Source organism: Serratia sp. P2ACOL2 (assembly GCF_003691565.1).
Lineage (GTDB): Bacteria > Pseudomonadota > Gammaproteobacteria > Enterobacterales > Enterobacteriaceae > Serratia > Serratia liquefaciens.
The window spans coordinates 846,505-870,473 of sequence record NZ_CP033162.1; the positions used below are offsets into that span (position 1 = coordinate 846,505).

Consider the following 23,969-nt stretch of genomic DNA (forward strand, 5'->3'; position numbering starts at 1 on the left):
TACCCTTTTTTACATAGGGTTAGCGCTGACTGCTTATCTCCACCCCCCGGCTCCTCCCCGAGTTTACCGGCCAGAGAGGAGGGGGACTGACACTCAACGTGGCATTGTTCGTGGCATTGAATAACGTCGTCGATTTCGTTTTGTACAGCTGGAGGAAAGTCATGCTTAACGCCTGGCATCAACCGGTCCCGCCTTTTGTGGTGAAGAAGGGACAACGCCTGGATATCACGCTGTGGTTACAGGGCAATGAACTGCCTGAACAGGTTTTTTTACGCGCCGAGCCGGACAATGAAGAATGGCTGCTGATCATGAAAGGGCAGCAGGTTGGCGGGTTGCAGCGATATCAGGCCAGCCTGACCCTGAATGAGGGCGAGGCAACCCGCCGTTACTGCTTCAAGCTGGTCTGGGCCGACCGCCAGCAATGGTTCGGTCCACAGGGAGAGTCTCTGACGCCGCCGGGACAATTGACGCAATTTGCCGTCGACGTGCCCGACAGCAGCCCGCAATGGGTGGCCGACCAGATTTTCTATCAAATCTTTCCCGATCGCTTTGCCAGCAGCGGCGGCGAACACGGCATTCAGAGCGGCAGCTATCGTCACCATGCCGCCGGCTGCGATGTCGTTCGCTGTGACTGGCAGCAGCCGCTGGAGGACCGACACGCCGCGTCCACCTTCTATGGCGGCGACCTGGACGGCATTAGCCAAAAATTGCCTTACCTGCAGCAATTGGGCGTGACGGCGCTCTATCTGAACCCGATCTTTACCGCACCCAGCGTGCATAAATACGATACCGAAGACTATTATCAGGTCGATCCCTATTTGGGCGGCAACGTCGCCTTGCAACGTTTGCGAGTGAGCACTCACAAGGTGGGGATGAAACTGGTACTCGACGGGGTATTTAACCATACCGGCGATTCCCACCCGTGGTTTGATCGTCACCAGCAAGGCGACAGCGGCGCTTGCCACCACCCGGATTCTCCCTATCGTGGCTGGTTTAATTTCTACCCGGATGGCCGTGCGCTTGACTGGAAGGGCAACGCCAGCCTGCCGAAGCTCAACTTTGCCGAACCCCAGGTGGCGGAGGCGATTTATCGCGGTGAGGGCAGCGTAGTGCGCCATTGGTTACGCCCGCCCTACAGCATTGACGGCTGGCGGCTGGACGTGGTGCATATGCTGGGTGAAAACGGCGGGGCCACCGGCAACCTGCGGCATCTGGCAGGCATTTATCACGCGGTTAAGCAGGAAAATCCGCAGGCCTATGTACTGGGCGAGCATTTTGGCGATGCGCGGCGCTGGCTGCATGCCGGCGTTGAAGATGCGGCGATGAACTACATGGGCTTTGCCCTGCCGGTGAGGGGGTTTCTCGCCGGATTGGACGTCGCGCATCACCCGGTGCGGATGTCGGCGGCGGAGTGCGCACAATGGATGGACGGCTACCGGGCAGGCTTGCCGCATGGCCGCCAGTTGATCCAGTTCAATCAACTCGACAGCCACGATACCGCGCGCTTTCTGACGCTATTGCAGGGCAACCGGGCGCGGATGCAGATGGCGGCAGTGTGGCTGATGAGTTGGATCGGTGTGCCCTGTTTATATTATGGCGATGAAATTGGCCTGGATGGCGCCAACGATCCGTTCTGTCGTAAACCCTTCCCGTGGGATGAGAGCCACTGGGATCGGCCCCTGCTGGCTTTGTTCCAGCGAATGGCGGCGCTACGCAAACAGAGCCTGGCGCTGCGTCGCGGTGGCTGTCAGGTGCTGCACGCGGTCGGAGAGACCTTGGTATTTGTGCGTCTCTATCAACAAGAACAGGTGTTGGTGGCATTGCAGCGTGCTGGCAGCGGTGCAGTGACGTTGCCGTACACGCCGTTGCTGGCCGCAGGCCAATGGCAGCGGCTGGAAGGAAAGGGCGAAATGGAAGAAACGCAGAATGCGATGGCGCTGCAGCTGGGTGAAGAGTCCGTGACCCTGTGGCGGCGGCTGGGTTAAGACAGAAAAGGGCCGATATTCTGCAATGCTGTTCACTTAAGCCTGACGGGCATTTTTTATTCGGTCCCTGAAGGCTCAGTGCAGGCAGAATTGCCGTCAATATCCCGCATTTCTCTGCCACCGCAATGAACGGCAATGGGAGGGGCCGTAGGCGCGGCCCCTCCACCCGCGCCCTCGCTTAACACCCTCTGTCCGCTGCGCGGATACCCTCGCTGCACCCGCGTTGTCGGGCGGGTCGGCTACGACAAACCTCCCTGTTAGTCTCGCCTCAACCGGCCTTCCCTGGCCGGTTGCCCCTGACAACGCCGCCTTGCTCGGTCGGAGCTTAAGAGCCTCATGGAGCTTTACCCGTTTATCGACCGAAAAAATATTGAACAGGCCTAAAAAACACCTTAAGTGAACGGCATTACGGTATCCCGGCCCTTAATTCAGTGAGTGGGCGTTCACACGCCCAATGAGCCGATCAATATCCCACGGCAGAACCGGCTGGGCGGCGAACGTCATTGGCACCGTACAGGTAGCCTTCGCGCACCTTGCCGGACACTGCCGAATCGTTGCCGGAGTTGGCCGGGCTGACTCCGGCGGCACCCGGCAGGCCCACCAGAATCAGCTCCGCCGCGCCCCACGGCGTTTGCTCAACCATCTTGTAACCCATACCGGCAAGGATTTTAAGCGTATCGGCAGAAACGCCGCGCTGCTCGTAGTAAACCTCATCCGGCAACCACTGATGGTGGATACGTGGCGCATCTACCGCCTCTTGCGGCGCCATGCCGTGGTCAATCACGTTGAGCGCGGTCTGCAGGGTGATGGTGATGATGCGGGAGCCGCCCGGCGAGCCGAGTACCATAAAGATTTTATTGTCTTTGGTCACCAGCGTCGGGCTCATCGACGATAGTGGGCGCTTACCGGGGGCAATGCTGTTGGCGGTACCCTGCACCAGGCCATAGAGGTTTTTCTCGCCGACCTTGACGGTGAAGTCATCCATTTCATCATTGAGGAAGAAGCCGGTGCCCGGTGCGATCACCACCGCGCCAAAGCGGCCGTTAACGGTATAGGTGGTAGAGACGGCGTTGCCATCATGATCGACAATCGAGTAATGGGTGGTTTCCGGCTTCTCGTGGGGTTCCATGCCGGGCTGTACGTTTTCCGACGGTGTGGCTTTGTCAGCGACGATTTTCTTGCGGATTTCTTCGGCATAGCTCTTGCTGACCAGCCTGTCGATCGGATTCTTGATGAACTCCGGGTCGCCAAGGTAGGTGTTACGGTCCATATAGGCGTGGCGCATCGCTTCGGTCATGGTATGGATTGCCGCTGCCGAATTGAAGCCCATGCTTTTCAGGTCATAACCCTCAACCACGTTGAGGATTTCGCACAGCGTCACGCCGCCTGAGCTGGGTGGGGGCGCCGATACAAATTTATAGCCGCGATAGCTACAGGTGATCGGCGGGGTTTCGGTCACTTTGTAGTTGGCGAAATCGGCCGCGGTCAGGATACCGCCGCCTTGTTTGGCTGCCGCCTCTACCGCTTGGGGGATTTTGCCTTTGTAGAAGGCGTCTGGCCCCTCTTTGGCGATAGCGGTCAGGGTGTTGGCCAAATCGCTTTGCACCAGGCGATCGCCCGGCTGCAGTGGCGTGCCGTCAGCGCGCAGGAAGATTTTGGCGGATTCCGGATCTTGCTTAAAGCGCGCGACGGTCGTATCGAGAATATCGGTATCGGCACGGGTCAAGATAAAGCCCTCGCGCGCCAGTTTGATGGCCGGCGCCATGACCTGTTCGCGGCTCAGCTTGCCGTATTTAACGCGCGCAGTTTCCATTCCCAGTACCGTACCCGGCACGCCCGCCGCCAGATAGCCATACAGGCTGGCACCTTTCTTCACGTTGCCCTCGGCATCCAGATACATGTTGGCATTGGCCGCCGCCGGCGCGGTTTCACGAAAATTGATAAAGGTATCGGTGCCGTCAGCCAGGTGCACTGTCATAAAGCCCCCGCCGCCGATGTTGCCGCAGCACGGGTTGACCACCGCCTGCGCGTAACCCACAGCCACGGCTGCGTCTATGGCATTACCGCCCAGCTTCAGGATATCGACGCCGACCTGAGAGGCCAGATGTTGCGATGTTACCACCATGCCGTTTTTGGCTTCGACCGCCGGATTGGATGCGGCATACAGGCTGCTGCTGACCAGCAGCGCCGCCATGGTCAGCGGCTTGCTCCATTTCTGTAAAAACATAGTTATTCCTACCCTGTCAGTTTTTTTATTGTGTTTGGCTTGCCACCGGTGTCGTGCAAAGAGTGGGCCAGCGTTATTGATACTAGCTGCTGATAGGGATACGTGCGGAAAACCGCCGGGGAAATGTGAGCGGAAACAAGGAAATGAAGCACGATAACTGGGCAATACGCCCTAATTTGGCGCAAAAAAAAACCGGCCACGAGGGCCGGTTGATACGCTAACGGGCTGAAATTACAGCTTGGAAGCGTTTTCGGACAGGTATTTAGCTACGCCGTCTGGAGAAGCGCCCATACCTGCTTTGCCTTTTTCCCATTGAGCCGGGCACACTTCGCCGTGCTGCTCGTGGAATTGCAATGCGTCAACGGTACGGATCATTTCGTCGATGTTACGGCCGATTGGCAGGTCGTTAACAACCTGAGCGCGAACCACGCCGTCTTTGTCGATCAGGAAAGAACCACGCAGGGCAACGCCTGCTTCTGGGTGCTCGATGCCGTAAGCTTTCTGAATTTCACGCTTAATGTCAGCAACCATTGCGTATTTCACTTCCCCGATGCCGCCATTTTCGACTGGGGTTTTACGCCATGCGTTGTGGACAAATTCTGAGTCGAATGAAACGCCAACCACTTCAACGCCACGCTTCTGGAACTCTTCATAGCGGTGATCGAAAGCGATCAGCTCAGAAGGACATACGAAGGTGAAGTCCATCGGCCAGAAGAACAGGACGGCCGGTTTGCCGTTCAGGTGCTTCTTGAAGTTGAAGTTTTCAACGATTTCGCCATTGCCGAGTACGGCAGCTGCGGTGAAGTCAGGGGCTTGACGAGTTACCAGGACCATAATTACTCCTGTAATAGGTGTTAAGGGGTTGATGTAAAAACAAGGGCCAGTATAGGGGCCACGACTGGGTGAATAAAGGGTAAAAGACCAATCAATGAGATAGCTTTTACCTATCAAAGTCGTTGATTAAATTTAGCGAGCTTTAAAAATAACCTTTTCCCGTAAAAGGGCAAGGCTTAAAAAGCAATTTCTTGTAAAGCGTCGCATTTTCAATGGGTTTGGTTTGACCTTACAGCTTTTTCTCTTTTGCCTGCTGCATCATCTGTGGGTAAAACTGCCAGAACTGTGTTTCAAGCTGATGATAATTGTGCTCTACGTCGGCGAAAGATCCCGCCAGCGCCGCCAGGCGTGGACGACGGCTGGCCATGCCCGCCAGCACGTTGCCGATAAACGGCAGTTCGGCGTAGCGCTCCAGCCAGCGTTCCGGCCAGAGATAACCATTCAAATTCTGAAAGCGCGCCGGCGTCAGTGGCAAATGCGGCACGATCTGGCTGCGGGCTTGCTGGGTAAAGCCGTGCAGGCTGAGGGACGGTTCCAGTTGCTGCCAGTGGCGAGCCAGAAAGTGATCCCATACCACGTCGAGCGTGATTGGCGCTACGCGCCGGTGTTCTGCAGAGAAATAGTCGCGGCAGGCTTTGACCTGCGGCAGGCTGTCGGTCAATACGTCGACGCGGCGGTGCATCATAATGCCGGCCACCACCTCGGGATCGTACTCGCCTGCGGGGTTGCCGCGCACGAAGTCGGCCAACAGATTGCCCAGTAACGAGCTTTCCGCAAGCTGGGCCAAATGGAGATGAGCGAGAAAATTCATCCGGCAACTATACCTGAAGTCATGCAAATCCTCCTTATTTCTTGCCGCTGACCGCCCACAGCTTTAGACTAGGCCGCCTGTTTTTTATGACCAACATACCCGTCGCCTTTCAAGCCGCAGTGTTGTTGGCTGCACTTGCCCACTCCGGTCACTTACTCAAGTAAGCTCCCGGAGATGGGCAAGCTGTCCGCCTAACTGCAACTTGAAATTCATAGGGTATATACAATTGAAGAAGTGAATACCCATGCGCGTCGCCGATTTTTCATTTGAACTTCCCGAGTCCCTGATTGCCCGCTATCCCCAATCTGAGCGTAGCGGTTGCCGCTTGCTGCAGTTGGACGGGCCGAGCGGGGCGCTGACGCACGGCGTATTCACCGATCTGCTGGATAATCTGGAAGCCGGCGATCTGTTGGTGTTCAACAATACCCGGGTGATCCCGGCCCGCATGTTTGGCCGCAAGGTCAGCGGCGGCAAGATTGAAGTTCTGGTCGAGCGCGTGCTGGATGACCATCGTGTGCTGGCGCATGTTCGCGCGTCGAAGGCCCCTAAGCCGGGCGCCGACCTGCTGCTGGGCGACGATGAAAGCATCGCCGCCACCATGGTGGCGCGTCACGATACGCTGTTCGAACTGCGTTTCAACGATGAGCGCGACGTGTTCACTATCCTCAATGCCGTCGGCCACATGCCGCTGCCACCTTATATCGATCGCCCGGACGAAGACGCTGACCGCGAGCTTTATCAGACGGTCTACAGCGAGAAGCCGGGTGCCGTCGCTGCGCCTACCGCCGGGCTGCACTTCGATGAGCCGCTGCTGGCCGCGCTGCGCGAGAAGGGCATCGAGATGGCCTTTGTCACGCTGCATGTGGGCGCCGGCACCTTCCAACCGGTGCGGGTGGAAACCATCGAAGAACACGTCATGCACGCCGAATATGCGGAAGTGCCGCAGGACGTGGTTGACGCGGTATTGGCCTGTAAAGCTCGCGGCAAGCGCGTGGTGGCGGTAGGCACGACCTCGGTGCGTTCCCTGGAAAGCGCCGCCAACGCCAGCAAGGAGGCGTTAATTGCCCCGTTCTTCGGCGACACCAGCATCTTTATCTTCCCCGGCTACCATTATCAGGTGGTTGACGCGCTGGTGACCAATTTCCACCTGCCGGAGTCCACGCTGATTATGCTGGTTTCCGCCTTTGCCGGTTATAAAAACACCATGAATGCTTATCAGCAGGCGGTGGCCGAGCAGTACCGATTCTTCAGCTATGGCGATGCGATGTTCATCAGCCGTAACCCGCAGGCGGAGCAAGAGTCCGTCGGCGCCTGATTTTCTGGGCTGCGCATCTGGCGCGGCCCTGTTTTAACGACATCAGACTGTTTCTCTGATGCTGGAGGCTTTGTGAAGTACGAATTAGACACTACCGATGGCCGCGCTCGCCGTGGCCGCCTGATCTTTGACCGCGGCGTGGTGGAAACCCCGGCCTTTATGCCTGTCGGCACTTACGGCACGGTAAAAGGCATGACGCCGGAAGAAGTGAAAGAGACCGGCGCGCAGATCCTGCTGGGCAACACCTTCCACCTGTGGCTGCGCCCAGGCCAGGAAATCATGAAGCTGCATGGCGATCTGCATGATTTCATGCAGTGGCATGGCCCGATCCTCACCGATTCCGGCGGCTTCCAGGTGTTCAGCCTGGGCGCAATGCGCAAGATTAAAGAGGAAGGCGTTCATTTCCGTAACCCGATCAACGGCGACAAGGTGTTCCTCAGCCCGGAAAAATCGATGGAAATCCAGTATGACCTGGGTTCCGACATCGTGATGATTTTCGACGAATGTACGCCGTACCCGGCAGATTGGGACTACGCCAAGCGTTCGATGGAAATGTCACTGCGCTGGGCGCAGCGCAGCCGCCAGCGTTTTGACGAACTGAATAATAAAAATGCGTTATTCGGCATTATTCAGGGCGGTGTTTACGAAGATTTACGTGATGTTTCAGTAAAAGGGCTGGTGGATATCGGTTTTGATGGTTACGCTGTGGGCGGCCTGGCGGTCGGTGAGCCAAAAGAGGATATGCACCGCATTCTTGAACATGTTTGCCCGCAAATTCCGGAAGATAAGCCGCGTTACCTGATGGGCGTCGGCAAGCCGGAAGACCTGGTTGAAGGCGTGCGTCGCGGTATCGATATGTTCGACTGCGTGATGCCAACGCGTAATGCCCGTAACGGCCATCTGTTCGTGACTGACGGTGTGGTAAAAATCCGTAATGCCAAGCACAAGGATGATACTTCTCCGCTGGATAAAGACTGTGATTGCTATACGTGTCGCAATTACAGCCGCGCCTACTTGCATCATCTTGATCGTTGCAACGAAATACTGGGTGCCCGATTGAACACCATTCATAACCTGCGTCACTACCAACGCCTGATGGCGGGTTTACGCGAGGCCATTGAACAGGGTAAATTAGAGCTGTTTGTTGCGGATTTCTACGGTCGGATCGGTAAGCCGATTCCACCTTTAAACGCTTGAATTAATAATTGATAACTTAATGAGGGAATTTCAATGAGCTTTTTCATTTCTGACGCCGTCGCATCCGCAGGGGCTCCGGCTCAGGGAAGCCCGTACTCTCTGATCATTATGCTGGTGGTGTTCGGTCTGATTTTCTATTTCATGATCCTGCGCCCACAGCAGAAACGCGCTAAAGAGCACAAGAAGCTGATGGACTCGATCGGCAAGGGTGATGAAGTGCTGACCACCGGTGGCCTGATTGGCCGCGTGACCAAAGTGGCTGACACCGGCATTATCGCCATTGCGCTGAACGACACCACGGAAGTGATGATCAAGCGTGACTTCGTGGCGGCCGTTCTGCCGAAAGGTACCATGAAGGCCCTGTAATTTTGTTTTCCCGAAGGGAATTGCCGTGCTAAACCGTTATCCTTTGTGGAAGTATCTGATGCTGATCGTGGTGATCTTCATCGGTCTGCTTTACGCGCTTCCCAACATCTATGGTGAGGATCCGGCTGTACAAATCACTGGCGCGCGCGGTGTCGCCGCCAGTGAAACTACACTGGACCAAGTCCGTACCGTATTAGAAAAAGACAAGATTACGAGCAAGTCGATTGCGCTGGAAAATGGCGCCATTCTGGCTCGCTTTAGCAATCCTGATATTCAGCTGCGTGCCCGTGAAGCCCTGATGGCGGAACTGGGTGACAAGTTCGTGGTTGCGCTGAACCTGGCGCCGGCCACACCAGCCTGGTTGGCCATGCTGGGCGCCGAACCGATGAAACTCGGTCTGGACCTGCGCGGTGGCGTGCACTTCCTGATGGAAGTCGACATGGACACTGCCCTGAGCAAGCTGCAGGAACAGACCATGGATACCCTGCGCAGCGAGCTGCGTGAAAAGGGCATTCCTTATGCGTCTATCCGCAAGCTGGACAACAACGGCGTGGAAGTGCGTTTCCGTGACGATGCTGCCCGCGATCAGGCCATCAGCTACCTCAGTCCGCGTCAGCGCGATATGGTGTTCTCTGCCAACGGCAGCAACACCCTGAAAGCCAACCTGACGGATGCCCGTCTGAGCGAAGCGCGCGAATACGCGGTACAGCAGAACATCACTATCCTGCGTAACCGCGTTAACCAGCTCGGCGTTGCCGAACCGCTGGTGCAGCGTCAGGGCTCCGACCGCATCGTGGTCGAACTGCCGGGCATTCAGGATACCGCTCGCGCCAAAGAGATCCTCGGCGCTACCGCTACGCTGGAATTCCGCCTGGTTAACACCAATGCGGACGTCACGGCTGCGGCAAATGGCCGTGTCCCAGGCGACTCAGAAGTGAAAGACACCCGTGAAGGCCAGCCTGTCGTGCTGTACAAGCGTGTGATCCTGACCGGTGACCATATCACCGACTCCACTTCCAGCACCGACGAATATAACCAACCGCAGGTGAACATCTCGCTGGACAGTGCCGGCGGCACTGCGATGTCCAACTTCACCAAGGACAATATCGGCAAGCCGATGGCGACCCTGTTTGTGGAGTACAAGGACAGCGGCAAGAAAGACGCCAATGGCCGTGCGATTCTGGTGAAACAGGAAGAAGTGATCAACGTGGCGAACATTCAGTCACGTCTGGGCAACAGCTTCCGTATTACCGGTATCGGCAACCCGAACGAAGCACGTCAGCTTTCGCTGCTGCTGCGTGCCGGTGCGCTGATTGCGCCAATCCAGATTGTGGAAGAGCGTACAATCGGCCCGACCCTGGGACAACAGAACATCACCCAAGGTCTGGAAGCCTGCTTGTGGGGCTTGGTGGCATCCATCGTGTTTATGGTGGTTTGGTACCGTAAGTTCGGCATGATCGCCACCACGGCGCTGGTCGCCAACCTGGTGCTGATTGTCGGCGTGATGTCCCTGCTGCCGGGGGCGACGCTGACCATGCCGGGGATTGCCGGTATCGTGCTGACGCTGGCGGTGGCGGTCGACGCCAACGTACTGATTAACGAACGTATCAAGGAAGAGCTGAAGAACGGACGTTCCGTTCAGCAGGCGATCCATGAGGGCTATAAAGGCGCGTTCTCCAGTATCGTTGACGCCAACATCACCACCCTGATCACCGCGATCATTCTGTACGCAGTAGGTACCGGTTCGATCAAGGGCTTTGCGATTACCACCGCAATCGGTGTGGCGACGTCCATGTTCACCGCGATTGTCGGTACCCGTGCCATCGTCAACCTGCTTTACGGCGGCAAACGCATTAACAAGCTGTCTATCTGAGGAGTGCGTTGTGGCACAGGATTATACTGTTGAACAACTCAACTACGGCCGTAGAGTCTATGACTTTATGCGCTGGGATTACGTGGCCTTCGGCATCTCGCTGGTGCTGCTGATCGCGTCAATCGCCGTTATGTCGGTACGCGGTTTTAACTGGGGTCTGGATTTCACCGGCGGTACGGTGATTGAAATCAGCCTGGAAAAACCGGCCAACCTCGATTTGATGCGCGATACGCTGGAAAAAGCCGGGTTCCAGGACCCGGTTATTCAGAACTTTGGCAGCAGCCGTGACGTGATGGTGCGTATGCCACCGGCGACCGGTACCGCTGGCCAGGAACTGGGTAACAAAGTGATCGGCGTGATCAACGATTCGGTCGACAAAAACGCTAGCGTAAAACGCATAGAGTTCGTCGGCCCGAGCGTGGGCACCGAACTGGCGCAAAACGGCGGCATGGCGCTGCTGGTGGCGTTGATCAGTATCTTGATCTACGTCGGTTTCCGCTTCGAATGGCGTTTGGCGCTGGGGGCGGTTATCGCGCTGGCGCACGACGTGGTCATCACCTTGGGCGTGCTGTCGCTGTTCCATATCGAGATTGACCTGACCATCGTCGCTTCATTGATGTCGGTTATCGGTTACTCGTTGAACGACAGCATCGTGGTTTCCGACCGTATTCGTGAGAACTTCCGCAAGATCCGCCGCGGGACGCCTTACGAAATCATGAACGTGTCGCTGACCCAGACGCTGAGCCGTACTTTGATGACCTCCGGTACCACCCTGATGGTGGTGCTGATGCTGTACATCTTCGGCGGCGCGATGCTGCACGGCTTCTCTCTGGCTATGTTGATCGGTGTGTCTATCGGTACCGTATCCTCCATCTACGTGGCGTCCGCGCTGGCGTTGAAGCTGGGTATGAAACGTGAACACATGCTGCAGCAGAAAGTGGAGAAAGAGGGCGCAGATCAGCCTTCTCTCTTGCCGTAATCTGTCGGTGAGTTGAAATACGATGCCGGTCCGGTTTATCCCGACCGGCATTTTTTTGCCTGAAAATCGCTAATCCAGACTGGTTAGCGTTAGTCGGTTAAGCGCGTTCACCAGTTCTGCCAGGCTACCCGCCTGCATTTTTTCCATCACTCTGGCCCGATGCACTTCGACGGTGCGTACCGCGATAAAGTGATGTTCGGCGATCTGTTTGTTGGTCATTCCTGCGGCTACCGCACGGGCAATATCGCGTTCGCGCGGTGTCAGCGCGCCGAAAAGCTGTTGCCGTTGGCGTTGCTCAACCTGACGTTGCGAATGGATAATGCCGCGCTCCAGTGCTTCAATCAGCGGCGCGGCGGCGATCGGTTTTTGTAGAAAATCGACGGCTCCCAGCTTCATTTCCTCCACGGCCATGGCAATATCGCCGTGACCGGTGACGATCACCACCGCCAGCGTACTGTTTTGCCGCCGCAGCTGTTGATGAACCTGTTGCCCGTCAATCCCCGGCATCCGGATATCCAGCATGACGACGCCGCATTGATAGGGATCGATGCTGTCGATGAATTTTTGACTGTCGTGCCAGGTTTGTACCCGATAATTCAGCCCTTCGAGTAAAAAGCGGCAGGCGTCGGTAACGGCAAAATCATCATCAACCAGATGTATCAGCGCCATGGCTGGGATCCTTTTGAATGACAGGGAAGTGCAGAATCACGCGTAGCCCCTGTCGTTGTGGGGAAGCTAAGTAATTTTCCAGCGTCAGCTCTGCGCCTTGGCCCTTCAACAGCCGCTGGCAGATCACCAACCCTAACCCGAGACCTTCCTGTTTGGTACTGCGGAAGGGCACGAACGGCAGTGCCAGTTGTTCGGCGTTGAGCCCGCCGCCATCGTCTTCAATAAGCAACCGGTGCTGATGTGCGTCGGCTTCGTGGCGCAGCGTGATTTGTCGGGCACCCGCCTGCAGGCTGTTGCTCAACAGATTGGTGAGCACTTGCTCTAATAACGTCGCCTGGCTGTACAGCTGACTCTGCGACGGGATGTTAATGGTTAATCGGCACTGCGGATATTGTTGTTCGATCTGCATCAATTGGATGACGTGTGCCGCCAGCGGGCGCAGTAACAGCCATTGTGCATTTTCGTCATGGGGTGTTTTGCTGGCCCAGCGTCGCAAATTAACGATACTCTCCGCACCACGCTGCGCCTGCTGGCCAATCTGTTCGAGGATTGGCAGCAGTTCATGTTGGTTGTCGCTGCGCTCCAGACGGATACGACACCCTTCCGCATAGTGGCGGATCGCCGCCAGCGGTTGGTTAAGCTCATGGGCAAAACCGGAGGCCATTTCGCCCAGGGCGCTGAGGCGCTGCGCCCGGGCCAGAGCAGTTTCTCTGGCGCGTAGCGTCTGATGCATTTGTTCGAGTTGGTGCCCGCGGCGGCGTACCAGATAACCTACCCACAGATGATTGGCGCCGAGCAATACCATCACCCCGAAAATTCCACTGAGCAGCAGCCAATGCTGCTGTGCCCAAAGGTACAGTTCCTGCCAGAGAGAACGCTGCGTCGGGTGGATATTCAGATCCTGCAGCAGCTGATTAACCTGACGTGATGACGCCGGGGCTCCCCAAACCGGCAAACCGGGGGTGTTCATCTGCAGCAACTGGCGAGTTAATTCGTCTGCCAACCGGTCCGGCACGTGATTTAAGGCGGCAAAGGACCAGTTAGGGTACAGTTCGGTGCTGGTCAGGCAGCGCTGGTCGCTTTGCTTCGCCAGCAGTGCGTGATAATCACCGGCCTGCAGTAATCCTTCCGCCTGCATTTTTTCCAACAGGCAAACCGGCACAATCACCGCATCCAATGCCCGATCGCGCAATTGATACAGTAGAGCATCCGCCGGGTAACCGCTGAAGTGCAGCTGCAGATCTTTCTCCGGGTTCAGCCCCGCGGAAAGCAGTTCTTTGTAACCCAGCAGGTAGCCGCCAAAAGCATCGGTAGCGACGGCACCGACGTTCTTTCCGGTCAGTTGGCGGGGCGTGGTTATTAGACTGTCGCTGCGCACCAGTATGACGCTGCCGACGACGTTGCTTGAGCCCTGCAGAGGGGGTTGGGCTGAACGCAGTGAAACCAGCCAGCGCAGTGGATAGCGGTTATCCAGTTGAACGTATTGAGCCGGGTTGGTGAGCAGAAAATCGACGCGCTCGCTGCGGACGGCCTCTTTCATACCGCTGAGGCTCACTGGCGACAGTTGGAAATGGTCAGCGGGAAACTGGCGGTTAAGGTGATCGACCAACGGCTGCCATTGGACCAGCGCATGGGCATCGCCACGCAGCGCCAGCACCGCTATCGTCCATTGTTCCGCCCAGGCTGAGCTCAACCAACTGCCCAGCAACAGAAGTAGCGCTGCTCTTTTCACATCATCTCCGCTTTTATGATCCCCATCACCGGTCTGAATTGTCCTGGATCAAGCCGTCGACGGTAATGTGGTAAACCACAATATTGGCGACCGGTTGCCCTTTTTACACTCCCTTGTATCAGTTCCCCGGCAGGTACTTATTGGGAGAAATCAATGGACAGTGGGAAACGTCAGTTTTTACAACGGCTAGGTGTGCTCACCGCCGGCGCTGCGCTGGTGCCGCTGGCGCAGTCAGGTTGGCAGTTACAGCCGGCCCGTCGCGAAGGCAACGGCGAAAAACGCATGGCGATGCTGATTGATTTGCGTCGCTGCATTGGCTGTCAGGCATGCACGGTCAGTTGCGCGGTGGAAAACCAACTGCCTCAGGGGCAATTTCGCACCAGTGTACTGCAATATCAGGTCACCCTGGAGGGCCAGGCATCGACCACCAACGTGCTGTTGCCACGGCTGTGCAATCACTGCGATAACCCGCCCTGCGTGCCGGTTTGCCCGGTACAGGCCACTTTCCAGCGGCAGGACGGCATTGTGGTGATCGATAACACCCGTTGCGTTGGCTGTGCCTATTGCGTACAGGCCTGCCCTTATGAGGCGCGCTTTATCAACCATGAAACTCAAACCGCGGACAAATGCACGTTCTGCGTGCATCGGCTGGATGCCGGACTGCTACCGGCCTGTGTCGAATCCTGTGTCGGAGGCGCACGGATGATTGGCGATCTTAACGATCGTCAGGGAGTGTTGAGGCGCACTTTGGAACAGCACCAGCCTCAGCTCAAGGTACTCAAGCCTGAGCAGGGCACGCATCCGCAGGTTTTCTATCTGGGGCTGGATGAGGCTTTCGTCAGCCATGTCCGGGGGCAACCGGCGTTGTGGCAGGAGGTGCACGCATGATCCGCGAAATCATGGCCCGTCCGCAGGAGATCGCCTGGCTGCCCTGGGCGGTGCAGTATTTCTTCTTCATCGGTTTGGCCTGCGGCAGCGTCGTTATTGCCGTCTGGCTGCGCTGGCGTGAACCCAATAAAACGGTCCGGCTGGAACTGGCCGCCGTCTCGTTGGCAGTCGTGAGCGGCACCGTGGCGCCATTGGCTCTGAGTGCCGATCTGCACCAACCTGCCCGTATCTGGCATTTTTACGCGCACTTTACGCCCTGGTCGTGGATGTCGCTCGGCTCGCTGTTCTTGCCGCTGTTTACCCTGCTAGTGATGGGCTATTTCGCGCTGCTGATGCGTAGTCGGTTGAGAGCGGAAACCTTGCCCTTCTGGGCGCGTTGGTTGCAGATATTCCCGTCCTGGCGCGAGGAAAAATGGCTACGTTGGGTGGCGCTGGCCACCTTGCTTTCGGCAGCCAGCATCTTGCTCTATACCGGGCGCGAGGTATCCGTCCTCAGGGCGCAGCCGCTGTGGTACAGCCTGTGGTTGCCCTGGTTGCTGTTGCTTACCGCTGTGCAGGCCGTTCCGCCGCTGTTGGCCTGCTGGTTGCGGTACGAACCGCAATGGCAGCCACGTCTGGCTGGCTATCAGGCAGTGAGTTTGCTGTTGCTGTGCTTCTCTTGCCTTGGCTGGTGGCTGGATGGCAGCACGTCCTCTGCCGCGTTGCATCGCTTGGCAAGTCAAGGCGTGGTTTGGCGTTTGGCCGGCATCGCCGTTGTCGTCTCGATCTTGTTGTTGTTGGCGCTGGCCTGGCGAGTTCGCAGCCAAGCGCTGGGGGCAAAAGGGTTGCTGGGCCAGTGCATGGTCGCGCTGTTGCTCTGCTGGGGTGTGCGTTGGCTGCTGCTGATGCAAACCCAGACGCTGCCTAAGTTCAACGTATTAACCAATCCCTATGTGCTACCGCTCGGCAGCGAAGGGCTGTTGGCGATTATGGGCACTTTGGGGTTGTGGATAGCGTTAATCATTGGGATCCGTGAATTACAGCATCAGTTGATGGAGAAAAAACATTATGGCTAAGTCAACGCGACGTCAGTGGTTAAAAGGCGGCCTGGCCCTGGGCGGGTTGACGCTGTTCGGCGCCAGCTACAGCGAGATGGTGCAGAAGGTGTTTACCGGGCTGCGCGACGGCAGCAGCGGTAAATTGACGTTGGACAGGATCAGCGCCAACGCCTTGCCGACCGAAGGGCGTCGGCACCCCGATGGTTGGCAGGCCAACCCACAGCAGGCAGTATCGATGACCCAGTGTTTTGGCTGCTGGACGCTATGCGGGGTGCGGGTCAGGGTGGATCGCCAGAACCACCAGATCTTGCGGATCGCCGGTAATCCTTACCATCCGCTATCTCACGATCGTCACTTTCCCTACGCTTTGCCGGTGGCGGACGCGCTCAACCGTCTGGGGGGCGATGAGGGCCTTGAACAGCGTTCGACGGCCTGCGCCAGGGGCGCGACCTTGCTGGAGGGATTAACCAGCCCTTACCGCGTGCTGGAGCCGATGAAGCGGGTAGGGCCGCGCGGCAGCGGGCAGTGGCAACGCATCAGCTTTGAACAGCTGATTCAGGAAGTGGTGGAGGGCGGCGATCTGTTTGGCGAAGGGCCGATCGAGGGGCTGCGGGCTATCCGCGATCTCGACACGCCGCTCGATCCGGCTCAGCCTTCGTTGGGCCCCAAGGCCAATCAACTGTTGGTCACCAATGCCGGCGATGAAGGCCGGGACGCGTTCATCAAACGTTTCGCGCAAAACGCCTTCGGGACACGTAACTTCGGTCATCATGGTGCCTATTGTGGATTGGCCTATCGTGCCGGTTCCGGGGCTTTAATGGGCGATTTGGAAACCAATGCCCACGTCAAACCGGACTGGGATAATTTGCGCTTTGGCCTGTTTCTCGGCACTTCACCGGCGCAGTCCGGCAACCCGTTCAAGCGCCAGGGGCGCCAACTGGCCAATGCCCGCATGCGCGACGAGTTTCGTTACGTGGTCGTGGCTCCGGCATTGCCGTTGACCACGACCCTGGCCAACGATCACAACCGTTGGGTGCCGGTGTTGCCCGGTACAGACTCTGCGTTGGTCATGGGGATGATCCGCTGGATTATCGAACAGGAACGTTATAACGCAGACTACCTGGCGTTGCCAGGCGAGGTGGCAATGCAGGCCGCCGGTGAAAAAAGCTGGACCAATGCCACGCACCTGGTAGTCACCGATGAAGATCACCCCTTGTGCGGACAGTTTTTGCGTCAGGAACATCTGGACGGCAGCACGCCAGGAGAGTCAGAGAGTTCGCCTTTGGTATGGGATGAGCAGCGCGGTCAGCCGGTAGCGGCCAACCTGGCGCTGCAGGGGCCGTTGCGGGTGGATCAGCCATTACAGTTGGTCGACGGTTCGCAGGTTCGGGTGCGTTCGAGCTTCCTGTGTCTGCAACAGGCGGCTGAGCGCTTTACGCTGGTTGAATACAGCGCGCGCTGCGGCGTCAGTGCCGAGACCATTGCCGCACTGGCCAAAGAATTCACCTCTTACCAACGGCAAGCGGCGGTGATTGCCCACGGCGGCATGATGAGCGGCAACGGCTTTTATAACAGTTGGGCGGTGATGATGCTCAACGCGCTGATCGGCAACCTGAACCTTAAGGGCGGTGTTTCGGTAGGCGGCGGCAAATTCAAAGAGTTTGCCGACGGGCCACGCTATAACCTCAAGACGTTTCCCGGCATGGTGAAACCGAAAGGATTGGTGCTATCACGCAGCAAGCAGGCGTATGAACAATCCGACGAATATCGCCGCAAGCTTGAGCAAGGGGAAAAACCTTACCCGGCGCGCGGGCCTTGGTACCCGTTCGTGGCGGGTCAGTTCACCGAACAGTTGGCACCGGCGCTGATGGGATATCCCTACCCGCTAAAAGCCTGGATCAGCCATATGGGCAACCCGCTGTATGGCGTGGCCGGTCTGCGTGAGGTGGTTGAGCGTCGGCTGAAGGACCCGCGGCAGCTACCGCTGTTTATTGCGATCGATGCTTTTATTAACGAAACCAGTGCGCTGGCGGACTATATCGTCCCGGATACGCATAACTTCGAGAGTTGGGGCTTTACCGCCCCCTGGTCCGGTGTGATGGTGCGGGCGAGCACTGCACGTTGGCCGGTGGTGCCGTCACGTACGGCGAAAACGGCCGATGGGCAGCCGGTGGCGCTGGAGAGCTTTGTCATTGCGCTGTCTAAAGCAATGGGTTTACCGGGCTTTGGCGACGGCGCATTGCAGGATCTACAGGGTAACCGCTTCGGGCTGCACAATGCCGAAGATTATTATCTGCGGGCGGCGGCCAACGTGGCCTTTGCCGGTGAACCGCTGCCCGAGGCGACGGAAAGCGAGCTGCGATTGACCGGGGTCGATCGCCTGCAACCGGCGCTGGATAGCGTGTTGAAAGCGGATGAGCGACTGCGTGTGGGCTATCTGCTGGCGCGCGGTGGGCGTTTTGCGCCTTATGAGCAGGCCTGGCGTGGCGATGAAACCGGCCCGCAGTGGAAAAAGGGATTGAATATCTGGAATGAAGAGGTGGCCCGCCACCGCCATGCGATGACGGGAGAACGCTATAGCGGCTGTCCGACCTATTACCCGCCGCGTTTTGCCGACGGCTCTGATGTCGGGGAGCACTATCCGCCAGAGGCATGGCCATTCCGTTTGATGTCGTTCAAATCGCATCTGATGAGCAGCTCTACGGCACCGATCGATCGCTTGCGTGCGGTGAAACCGGTCAATCTGGTGGCGCTGAATCCGGCCGATGCGCGACGCTATGCGCTGCGGCATGGCGATCGGGTCAGGTTGCAGACTCCGGGAGGCAGCGTCGAAGCCCAGATCAGCCTGCTGGATGGCGTGATGCCTGGCGTAATTGCTATTGAGCATGGTTATGGCCATCGTGAGATGGGCGCGCGGACACACACACTGGATGGTCAACCGTTGGCCGCGGATGCACGCATTGCCGCCGGCATTAATCTCAATGACCTCGGTTTGCCCGATCCGACCCGCGAAATCAGCAATAGCTGGCTGGATTGGGTCAGCGGCGCGGCGGTGCGCCAAGGGTTGCCGGCAAGGCTGCAGCGGTTGAGCTAAGCGGTAGGCCCACGCTCGGTCAAGGCCGGGAGTGGGCATTCAAAAGCTTAGTGCTGAGGGACGGCGGCCGTAGTGGGCTCTACGCTGTGCAGTCGCACATAGCCTAATTGCTCTGGCGTCAGGCCGCTGAAACGCAGCTCAAAGCTGTATTCTGTTTTTGGCAGCAGCGAGTCCGCGGTGGCGATAGGTTGTGAAAGCGCATCGGCCGTCAGCGGTTTACCGGTAGCCGCATCTAGCTGGCCCCATTCTACTACCGCCTTGAACGCAGGCAAGGAGGCTTGTGACAAGGTGCGAACGTGCAACAAGGCCTGGGCGCCGTTAGCCTCGGTTTTTACGTGGCTAAGTGACACGCTCAGTTCGCCGAGATTGCTGTGCAGACGGGCGGCATTATTGGCAGCAGGCACCAGATAGACGCCGCTTGTGGAGTTCTGATTCAGCTGGTTTTGCTGTTCCAGCGCCGTGGCCTGATTGGTCAGGATGGTGAGTTTCTGATTCAGTTCAACCACCTGGTTACGCAGCTTCGGCACTTCGCGAGTTTGTGCGCATCCGGCCAGCAGAACCAGTGCGCTGAGCAGGCAAATTTTGGGGTAACGGGTTGTCATGGCGGGTATTTCCTATTCAACATCTCCTGATATCAGCTTAGCCCGCCTGGTGGGGAAAGTCATGTTCGTCGCCTTTTGGGGCGCTATTTCGAAGAGGGGCTCGCAACAAATAACCGGCGGCCTTTGTTGTGACCGCACTTCGGGGTAAACTGTTCTTAACTATGAAAACGTTTATCAGGACGTGTTATGCATTGCCCTTTCTGCGCCGCCGTTGATACCAAAGTCATTGATTCTCGCCTGGTGGGTGATGGTTCGCAGGTGCGCCGTCGCCGCCAATGTCTGGTTTGTAATGAACGTTTCACCACCTTTGAAGTGGCTGAACTGGTGATGCCGCGGGTAATAAAAAGCGATGAAGTTCGCGAGCCCTTCAACGAAGACAAACTGCGTCGTGGCATGCTGAAAGCGTTGGAAAAGCGCCCGGTCAGCTCCGACGACGTGGAAAACGCGATTAACCACATTAAATCCCAACTGCGTGCCACCGGCGAGCGTGAAGTGCCGACTAAACTGGTGGGCAACCTGGTGATGGATGCGCTGAAAAAGCTGGATAAAGTGGCCTATATTCGCTTTGCCTCGGTTTATCGCAGCTTTGAAGATATCCGCGAATTTGGCGAAGAGATCGCCCGTCTGCAGGACTAAGGGAGCTTTGATGCATAACGACGAATTGTATATGGCGCGCGCCTTCGAACTGGCGCGGCTGGGGCGTTTTACTACGGCACCTAACCCTAACGTCGGCTGCGTGATTGTGCGCGATGGCGAAATCGTCGGCGAAGGCTACCATTTGCGCGCCGGTGAACCCCATGCGGAAGTGCATGCGTTGCGCATGGCGGGCGAAAAAGCCCGTGGTGCCACGGCTTACGTCACGTTGGAGCCGTGTAGCCACCATGGCCGCACGCCGCCTTGTGCCGATGCATTGGTCGCCGCCGGTATTACCCGTGTGGTTGCGGCGATGCAAGATCCTAATCCGCAGGTCGCCGGTCGTGGTCTGTATAAGCTGCAGCAGGCCGGGCTGGACGTACGCCACGGTGTGATGCTGGCCGAAGCCGAGGCGGTGAATCTGGGCTTCCTCAAGCGCATGCGCACCGGCTTCCCTTATGTACAACTGAAGCTGGGTGCCTCGCTGGATGGGCGCACGGCAATGGCCTCTGGCGAAAGCCAATGGATCACCTCTGAGCAGGCGCGTCAGGACGTGCAGCGGTTGCGGGCGCAAAGCGCCGCGATTCTCAGCACCAGCGCTACGGTGCTGGCTGATGATCCGTCACTGACGGTTCGTTGGGATGAGCTGGACGCCGAAACTCAAAGCATTTATCCGCGTGAAAACCTGCGCCAGCCGTTGCGCATTATCCTCGACAGCCAAAATCGCGTCACGCCTCAGCATCGGGTGGTTAATCAGCCGGGTGCAACCTGGTTGGCACGCCTGCAGGCGGACGCTCAAACCTGGCCGCAGGACGTCGAGCAACTGACGTTTCCGGCGCACGGCGGCGGAGTCGATCTGGTGGTGATGATGATGCAACTGGCGAAACGCCAGGTGAACTCGATCTGGGTAGAGGGCGGTGCACAGCTCGCCGGTGCCTTGCTGCAGGCGGGGCTGGTCGATGAGCTCATTTTGTACATCGCGCCAAAACTGTTGGGCGATAATGGCCGCGGTCTGTGTCAACTGCCAGGCCTTGAGCGTCTGGCCGATGCGCCGGAGTTTGTTTTCAGCGAAGTACGGCAAATTGGCCCCGATTTGCGGCTGCGGTTGAAGGCAAAATACTGAATTTAATGCCCGCGAGCCGGGGCGGTCAGCGTTTTACAAAACCGCCCGCGCAGGCAGATAAAGAATGTGATAGAATCCGCCCCCCTGCGGGGTATTGAACCCATTTTTAAGGAAAGCCCATGAAAGTTATCGAAGGTGTTGTTGCTACTCCAAATGCCCGTGTGGCGATCGCAATTGCACGTTTTAACAATTTCATCAACGACAGCCTGCTGCAAGGTGCTATCGATGCACTCAAGCGCATTGGCCAGGTTGCTGACGACAACATCACCGTTGTCTGGGTCCCGGGCGCTTACGAGCTGCCGCTGACTGCACGCGTGCTGGCTAACACCGGCAAATACGATGCGGTTATTGCACTGGGCACCGTTATCCGTGGGGGCACCGCGCACTTCGAATATGTCGCGGGCGAAGCCAGCTCCGGCCTGGGCAGTGTTTCTTTGAACACTGAAATCCCGGTTGCCTTTGGCGTGCTGACAACCGAGAGCATCGAACAGGCTATCGAACGTGCCGGCACCAAAGCGGGCAACAAGGGTGCTGAAGCTGCTCTGACCGCACTTGAAATGATTAATGTTATCAAAGCTATTAAAGCCTGAATTTAGTTAAGGGGAATTCCGTGAAACCTGCTGCTCGTCGCCGCGCTCGTGAGTGCGCTGTTCAAGCGCTTTACTCTTGGCAGTTGTCTAAAAATGACATTGCCGATGTTGAACACCAGTTCCTGACGGAGCAAGATGTCAAAGATGTGGACATCGCCTATTTTCGGGAGCTGCTGTCCGGCGTGGCGGTGAATGCAGGTCTGCTGGATGGCCTGATGGCACCTTACCTGTCGCGTCAGCTCGAAGAGCTGGGCCAGGTGGAAAGAGCCGTTCTGCGCATTGCGCTGTTTGAGCTGAAAATGCGTGAGGACGTGCCGTACAAGGTGGCTATCAATGAAGCGATCGAGCTGGCGAAAACCTTCGGCGCTGAAGACAGCCACAAGTTTGTGAATGGCGTGCTGGATAAAGCAGCACCAAGCATCCGCAAGAAAAAATAAAAAATTAAGGCCGGTATCCCCGGCCTTAATTTCTTCTATTGGAACATCGACCATGGCATGTGGCGAATTTGACCTCATTGCCCGCTATTTTGACCGGTTTAAGAGTCTGCGCCGGGACGTACAGTTGGGCATTGGAGATGACTGCGCACTCCTGACAGTGGCAGAAAAACAGCTTTTGGCCGTCAGTACCGATACCCTGGTTTCGGGCGTTCACTTCCTGCCGGACATCGATCCGGCCGATCTCGGTTACAAAGCGTTGGCAGTTAACCTGAGCGATCTGGCGGCTATGGGCGCGGATCCAGCCTGGCTTTCACTGGCATTAACCCTGCCGGAAGTGAATGAGCCCTGGTTGAAGGCGTTCAGCGACAGTCTATTCGAACAACTTAATTATTACGGCATGCAGTTGATTGGCGGCGACACCACGCGTGGCCCATTGAGCATGACGCTGACGATCCACGGCTTGATCCCGGCCGGCCGGGCGTTGACCCGTGGCGGCGCACGTATTGGCGATTGGATCTACACCACCGGTACGCTGGGTGACAGCGCCGCCGGGTTGGCTGTTTTGCAGGATCGCCTGCAGGTGGCGGACGCCGATGCTCGCGATTACCTGATTGGGCGCCATCTGCGGCCCCAGCCGCGGGTGCTGCAAGGGCAGGCGCTGCGCGATCTGGCCAGCTCGGCGATTGATATTTCGGACGGTCTGATTTCCGATCTGAAGCACGTATTGAAAGCCTCCGAGTGCGGTGCGCGCATCAATTTGGATGAGCTGCCGCTGTCGCAGGCGCTAAGCAGCCACACCGATGCTGAACAGGCGTTACGCTGGGCGTTGACCGGCGGAGAGGATTACGAGCTGTGCTTCACCGTACCGGAGATCAATCGCGGCGCGTTGGAAGTGGCGTTGAGCCATTTGGGCGCGGATTACACCTGCATTGGTCAGATTGGCCCGCTTTCGGAAGGCATCAAGTTCTATCGCAACGATGAAGCGGTTGAGCTGCCATGGCACGGTTTCGATCATTTCAGCGAAGGGCAGGCGTAACATGGATGAAGCAACACGTCGCTTGCGGATGAGCAATCCGTGGCACTTGTTGGCAACCGGCTTCGGCAGCGGTTTGTCACCGGTGGTACCGGGCACCATGGGGTCGCTGGCGGCGATCCCGTTCTGGTTATTGTTGATCCAACTGCCGTGGCAACTCTATTCGCTGCTGGTGATGTTCAGCATCTGCATCGGCGTTTATTTGTGCCACCAGACGGCCAAAGATATGAAGGTCCATGATCACGGCAGCATCGTCTGGGACGAATTTGTCGGGATGTGGATCACGCTGATGGCGCTGCCGGTCAACGACTGGCAATGGGTTGCCGCGGGCTTTGTGATTTTCCGCATTCTGGATATGTGGAAGCCGTGGCCGATCCGTTGGTTCGATCGCAACGTGCACGGTGGCATGGGGATTATGATCGACGACATCGTCGCCGGGGTGATTTCCGCCGGTATCATCTACCTGATTGGTCATCACTGGCCTGCCGGGCTGTTCTGATGACAAGGGCGCAGTTCATCATGCTGCGCCCTTGATACTCACTGT

General features: G+C 57.5%; 21 protein-coding genes. 15 read left to right on the forward strand and 6 right to left on the reverse strand.

The features are described 5' to 3' along the window. The first annotated feature begins 161 nt into the window (after positions 1 to 161). Positions 162 to 1,985, forward strand: coding sequence for a maltodextrin glucosidase (gene malZ / locus EBA31_RS04035; protein ID WP_122077476.1), 1,824 nt, complete (start codon positions 162 to 164; stop codon positions 1,983 to 1,985). Positions 1,986 to 2,448: 463 nt separating this feature from the next. Here malZ and ggt read toward each other — a convergent pair whose 3' ends face one another. The 3 genes from ggt to EBA31_RS04050 all read right to left on the reverse strand — a co-directional run bounded on the left by ggt (position 2,449) and on the right by EBA31_RS04050 (position 5,857). Next, positions 2,449 to 4,212, reverse strand: a complete 1,764-nt coding sequence (ggt, locus tag EBA31_RS04040) for a gamma-glutamyltransferase (RefSeq protein ID WP_046374366.1) — start codon at positions 4,210 to 4,212, stop codon at positions 2,449 to 2,451. Between the two features lie 231 nt (positions 4,213 to 4,443). Then, positions 4,444 to 5,046: a peroxiredoxin C gene (locus tag EBA31_RS04045; protein ID WP_020825459.1), complete on the reverse strand. Its 603-nt coding sequence runs from the start codon at positions 5,044 to 5,046 to the stop codon at positions 4,444 to 4,446. A gap of 229 nt (positions 5,047 to 5,275) precedes the next feature. Continuing rightward, the gene (locus tag EBA31_RS04050; RefSeq protein ID WP_122077478.1) at positions 5,276 to 5,857 is read right to left on the reverse strand and encodes an ACP phosphodiesterase; all 582 of its coding nucleotides are present in this window, start codon (positions 5,855 to 5,857) and stop codon (positions 5,276 to 5,278) included. Between the two features lie 244 nt (positions 5,858 to 6,101). Between EBA31_RS04050 and queA the strand changes: the two genes are divergently transcribed. The 5 genes from queA to secF all read left to right on the forward strand — a co-directional run bounded on the left by queA (position 6,102) and on the right by secF (position 11,587). Continuing rightward, positions 6,102 to 7,172, forward strand: coding sequence for a tRNA preQ1(34) S-adenosylmethionine ribosyltransferase-isomerase QueA (gene queA, locus EBA31_RS04055; RefSeq protein ID WP_020825461.1), 1,071 nt, complete (start codon positions 6,102 to 6,104; stop codon positions 7,170 to 7,172). Between the two features lie 72 nt (positions 7,173 to 7,244). Further along, positions 7,245 to 8,369, forward strand: a complete 1,125-nt coding sequence (gene tgt / locus EBA31_RS04060; protein WP_020825462.1) for a tRNA guanosine(34) transglycosylase Tgt — start codon at positions 7,245 to 7,247, stop codon at positions 8,367 to 8,369. Between the two features lie 33 nt (positions 8,370 to 8,402). Further along, the gene (yajC, locus tag EBA31_RS04065) at positions 8,403 to 8,735 is read left to right on the forward strand and encodes a preprotein translocase subunit YajC (RefSeq protein WP_004949246.1); all 333 of its coding nucleotides are present in this window, start codon (positions 8,403 to 8,405) and stop codon (positions 8,733 to 8,735) included. Positions 8,736 to 8,760: 25 nt separating this feature from the next. Further along, positions 8,761 to 10,608 (forward strand): protein translocase subunit SecD, encoded by a 1,848-nt coding sequence (gene secD, locus EBA31_RS04070; protein ID WP_071844576.1) that lies wholly within the window; start codon positions 8,761 to 8,763, stop codon positions 10,606 to 10,608. A 10-nt stretch (positions 10,609 to 10,618) separates the two neighbouring features. Continuing rightward, complete coding sequence (gene secF / locus EBA31_RS04075; RefSeq protein WP_020825464.1) at positions 10,619 to 11,587, forward strand: protein translocase subunit SecF; 969 nt, start codon at positions 10,619 to 10,621, stop codon at positions 11,585 to 11,587. A gap of 69 nt (positions 11,588 to 11,656) precedes the next feature. Here the strand turns inward: secF and ttrR are convergent, their stop codons facing one another. After that, complete coding sequence (gene ttrR, locus EBA31_RS04080; RefSeq protein ID WP_115059871.1) at positions 11,657 to 12,256, reverse strand: tetrathionate respiration response regulator TtrR; 600 nt, start codon at positions 12,254 to 12,256, stop codon at positions 11,657 to 11,659. Continuing rightward, the gene (gene ttrS, locus EBA31_RS04085) at positions 12,234 to 13,988 is read right to left on the reverse strand and encodes a tetrathionate respiration histidine kinase TtrS (RefSeq protein WP_122077480.1); all 1,755 of its coding nucleotides are present in this window, start codon (positions 13,986 to 13,988) and stop codon (positions 12,234 to 12,236) included. Before ttrS ends, ttrR begins: the two co-directional genes overlap by 23 nt. 153 nt (positions 13,989 to 14,141) lie before the next feature. Here ttrS and ttrB point away from each other — a divergent pair, with 153 nt between their 5' ends. The 3 genes from ttrB to ttrA are packed head-to-tail and all read left to right on the forward strand — an operon-like array spanning position 14,142 to position 19,007. After that, complete coding sequence (ttrB, locus tag EBA31_RS04090; RefSeq protein ID WP_122077482.1) at positions 14,142 to 14,876, forward strand: tetrathionate reductase subunit TtrB; 735 nt, start codon at positions 14,142 to 14,144, stop codon at positions 14,874 to 14,876. After that, the gene (gene ttrC, locus EBA31_RS04095) at positions 14,873 to 15,931 is read left to right on the forward strand and encodes a tetrathionate reductase subunit TtrC (protein WP_122077484.1); all 1,059 of its coding nucleotides are present in this window, start codon (positions 14,873 to 14,875) and stop codon (positions 15,929 to 15,931) included. The genes ttrB and ttrC overlap by 4 nt, the downstream gene beginning before the upstream one ends. Beyond that, entirely contained in the window at positions 15,924 to 19,007 is a 3,084-nt protein-coding gene (gene ttrA, locus EBA31_RS04100; RefSeq protein WP_122077486.1) for a tetrathionate reductase subunit TtrA, read from the forward strand. Before ttrC ends, ttrA begins: the two co-directional genes overlap by 8 nt. A gap of 47 nt (positions 19,008 to 19,054) precedes the next feature. On the opposite strand, the gene EBA31_RS04105 is transcribed toward ttrA, so the two are convergent. Further along, the gene (locus EBA31_RS04105; RefSeq protein ID WP_020825470.1) at positions 19,055 to 19,609 is read right to left on the reverse strand and encodes a DUF3251 domain-containing protein; all 555 of its coding nucleotides are present in this window, start codon (positions 19,607 to 19,609) and stop codon (positions 19,055 to 19,057) included. Between the two features lie 186 nt (positions 19,610 to 19,795). Here EBA31_RS04105 and nrdR point away from each other — a divergent pair, with 186 nt between their 5' ends. The 6 genes from nrdR to pgpA all read left to right on the forward strand — a co-directional run bounded on the left by nrdR (position 19,796) and on the right by pgpA (position 23,924). Then, positions 19,796 to 20,245, forward strand: a complete 450-nt coding sequence (gene nrdR / locus EBA31_RS04110; protein WP_004949256.1) for a transcriptional regulator NrdR — start codon at positions 19,796 to 19,798, stop codon at positions 20,243 to 20,245. A gap of 10 nt (positions 20,246 to 20,255) precedes the next feature. Beyond that, entirely contained in the window at positions 20,256 to 21,365 is a 1,110-nt protein-coding gene (gene ribD / locus EBA31_RS04115; protein WP_122077488.1) for a bifunctional diaminohydroxyphosphoribosylaminopyrimidine deaminase/5-amino-6-(5-phosphoribosylamino)uracil reductase RibD, read from the forward strand. Between the two features lie 119 nt (positions 21,366 to 21,484). Then, positions 21,485 to 21,955, forward strand: a complete 471-nt coding sequence (gene ribE / locus EBA31_RS04120; RefSeq protein WP_012005513.1) for a 6,7-dimethyl-8-ribityllumazine synthase — start codon at positions 21,485 to 21,487, stop codon at positions 21,953 to 21,955. Between the two features lie 20 nt (positions 21,956 to 21,975). Continuing rightward, positions 21,976 to 22,392: a transcription antitermination factor NusB gene (gene nusB / locus EBA31_RS04125; protein WP_020825472.1), complete on the forward strand. Its 417-nt coding sequence runs from the start codon at positions 21,976 to 21,978 to the stop codon at positions 22,390 to 22,392. A gap of 52 nt (positions 22,393 to 22,444) precedes the next feature. Then, positions 22,445 to 23,428 carry a thiamine-phosphate kinase gene (gene thiL / locus EBA31_RS04130; protein WP_116691067.1) on the forward strand — a complete coding sequence of 328 codons (984 nt, stop codon included), beginning with the start codon at positions 22,445 to 22,447 and terminating at the stop codon, positions 23,426 to 23,428. 1 nt (position 23,429) lies between these two features. Further along, the gene (pgpA, locus tag EBA31_RS04135; RefSeq protein ID WP_041414271.1) at positions 23,430 to 23,924 is read left to right on the forward strand and encodes a phosphatidylglycerophosphatase A; all 495 of its coding nucleotides are present in this window, start codon (positions 23,430 to 23,432) and stop codon (positions 23,922 to 23,924) included. The last annotated feature ends 45 nt before the right edge of the window (positions 23,925 to 23,969 follow it).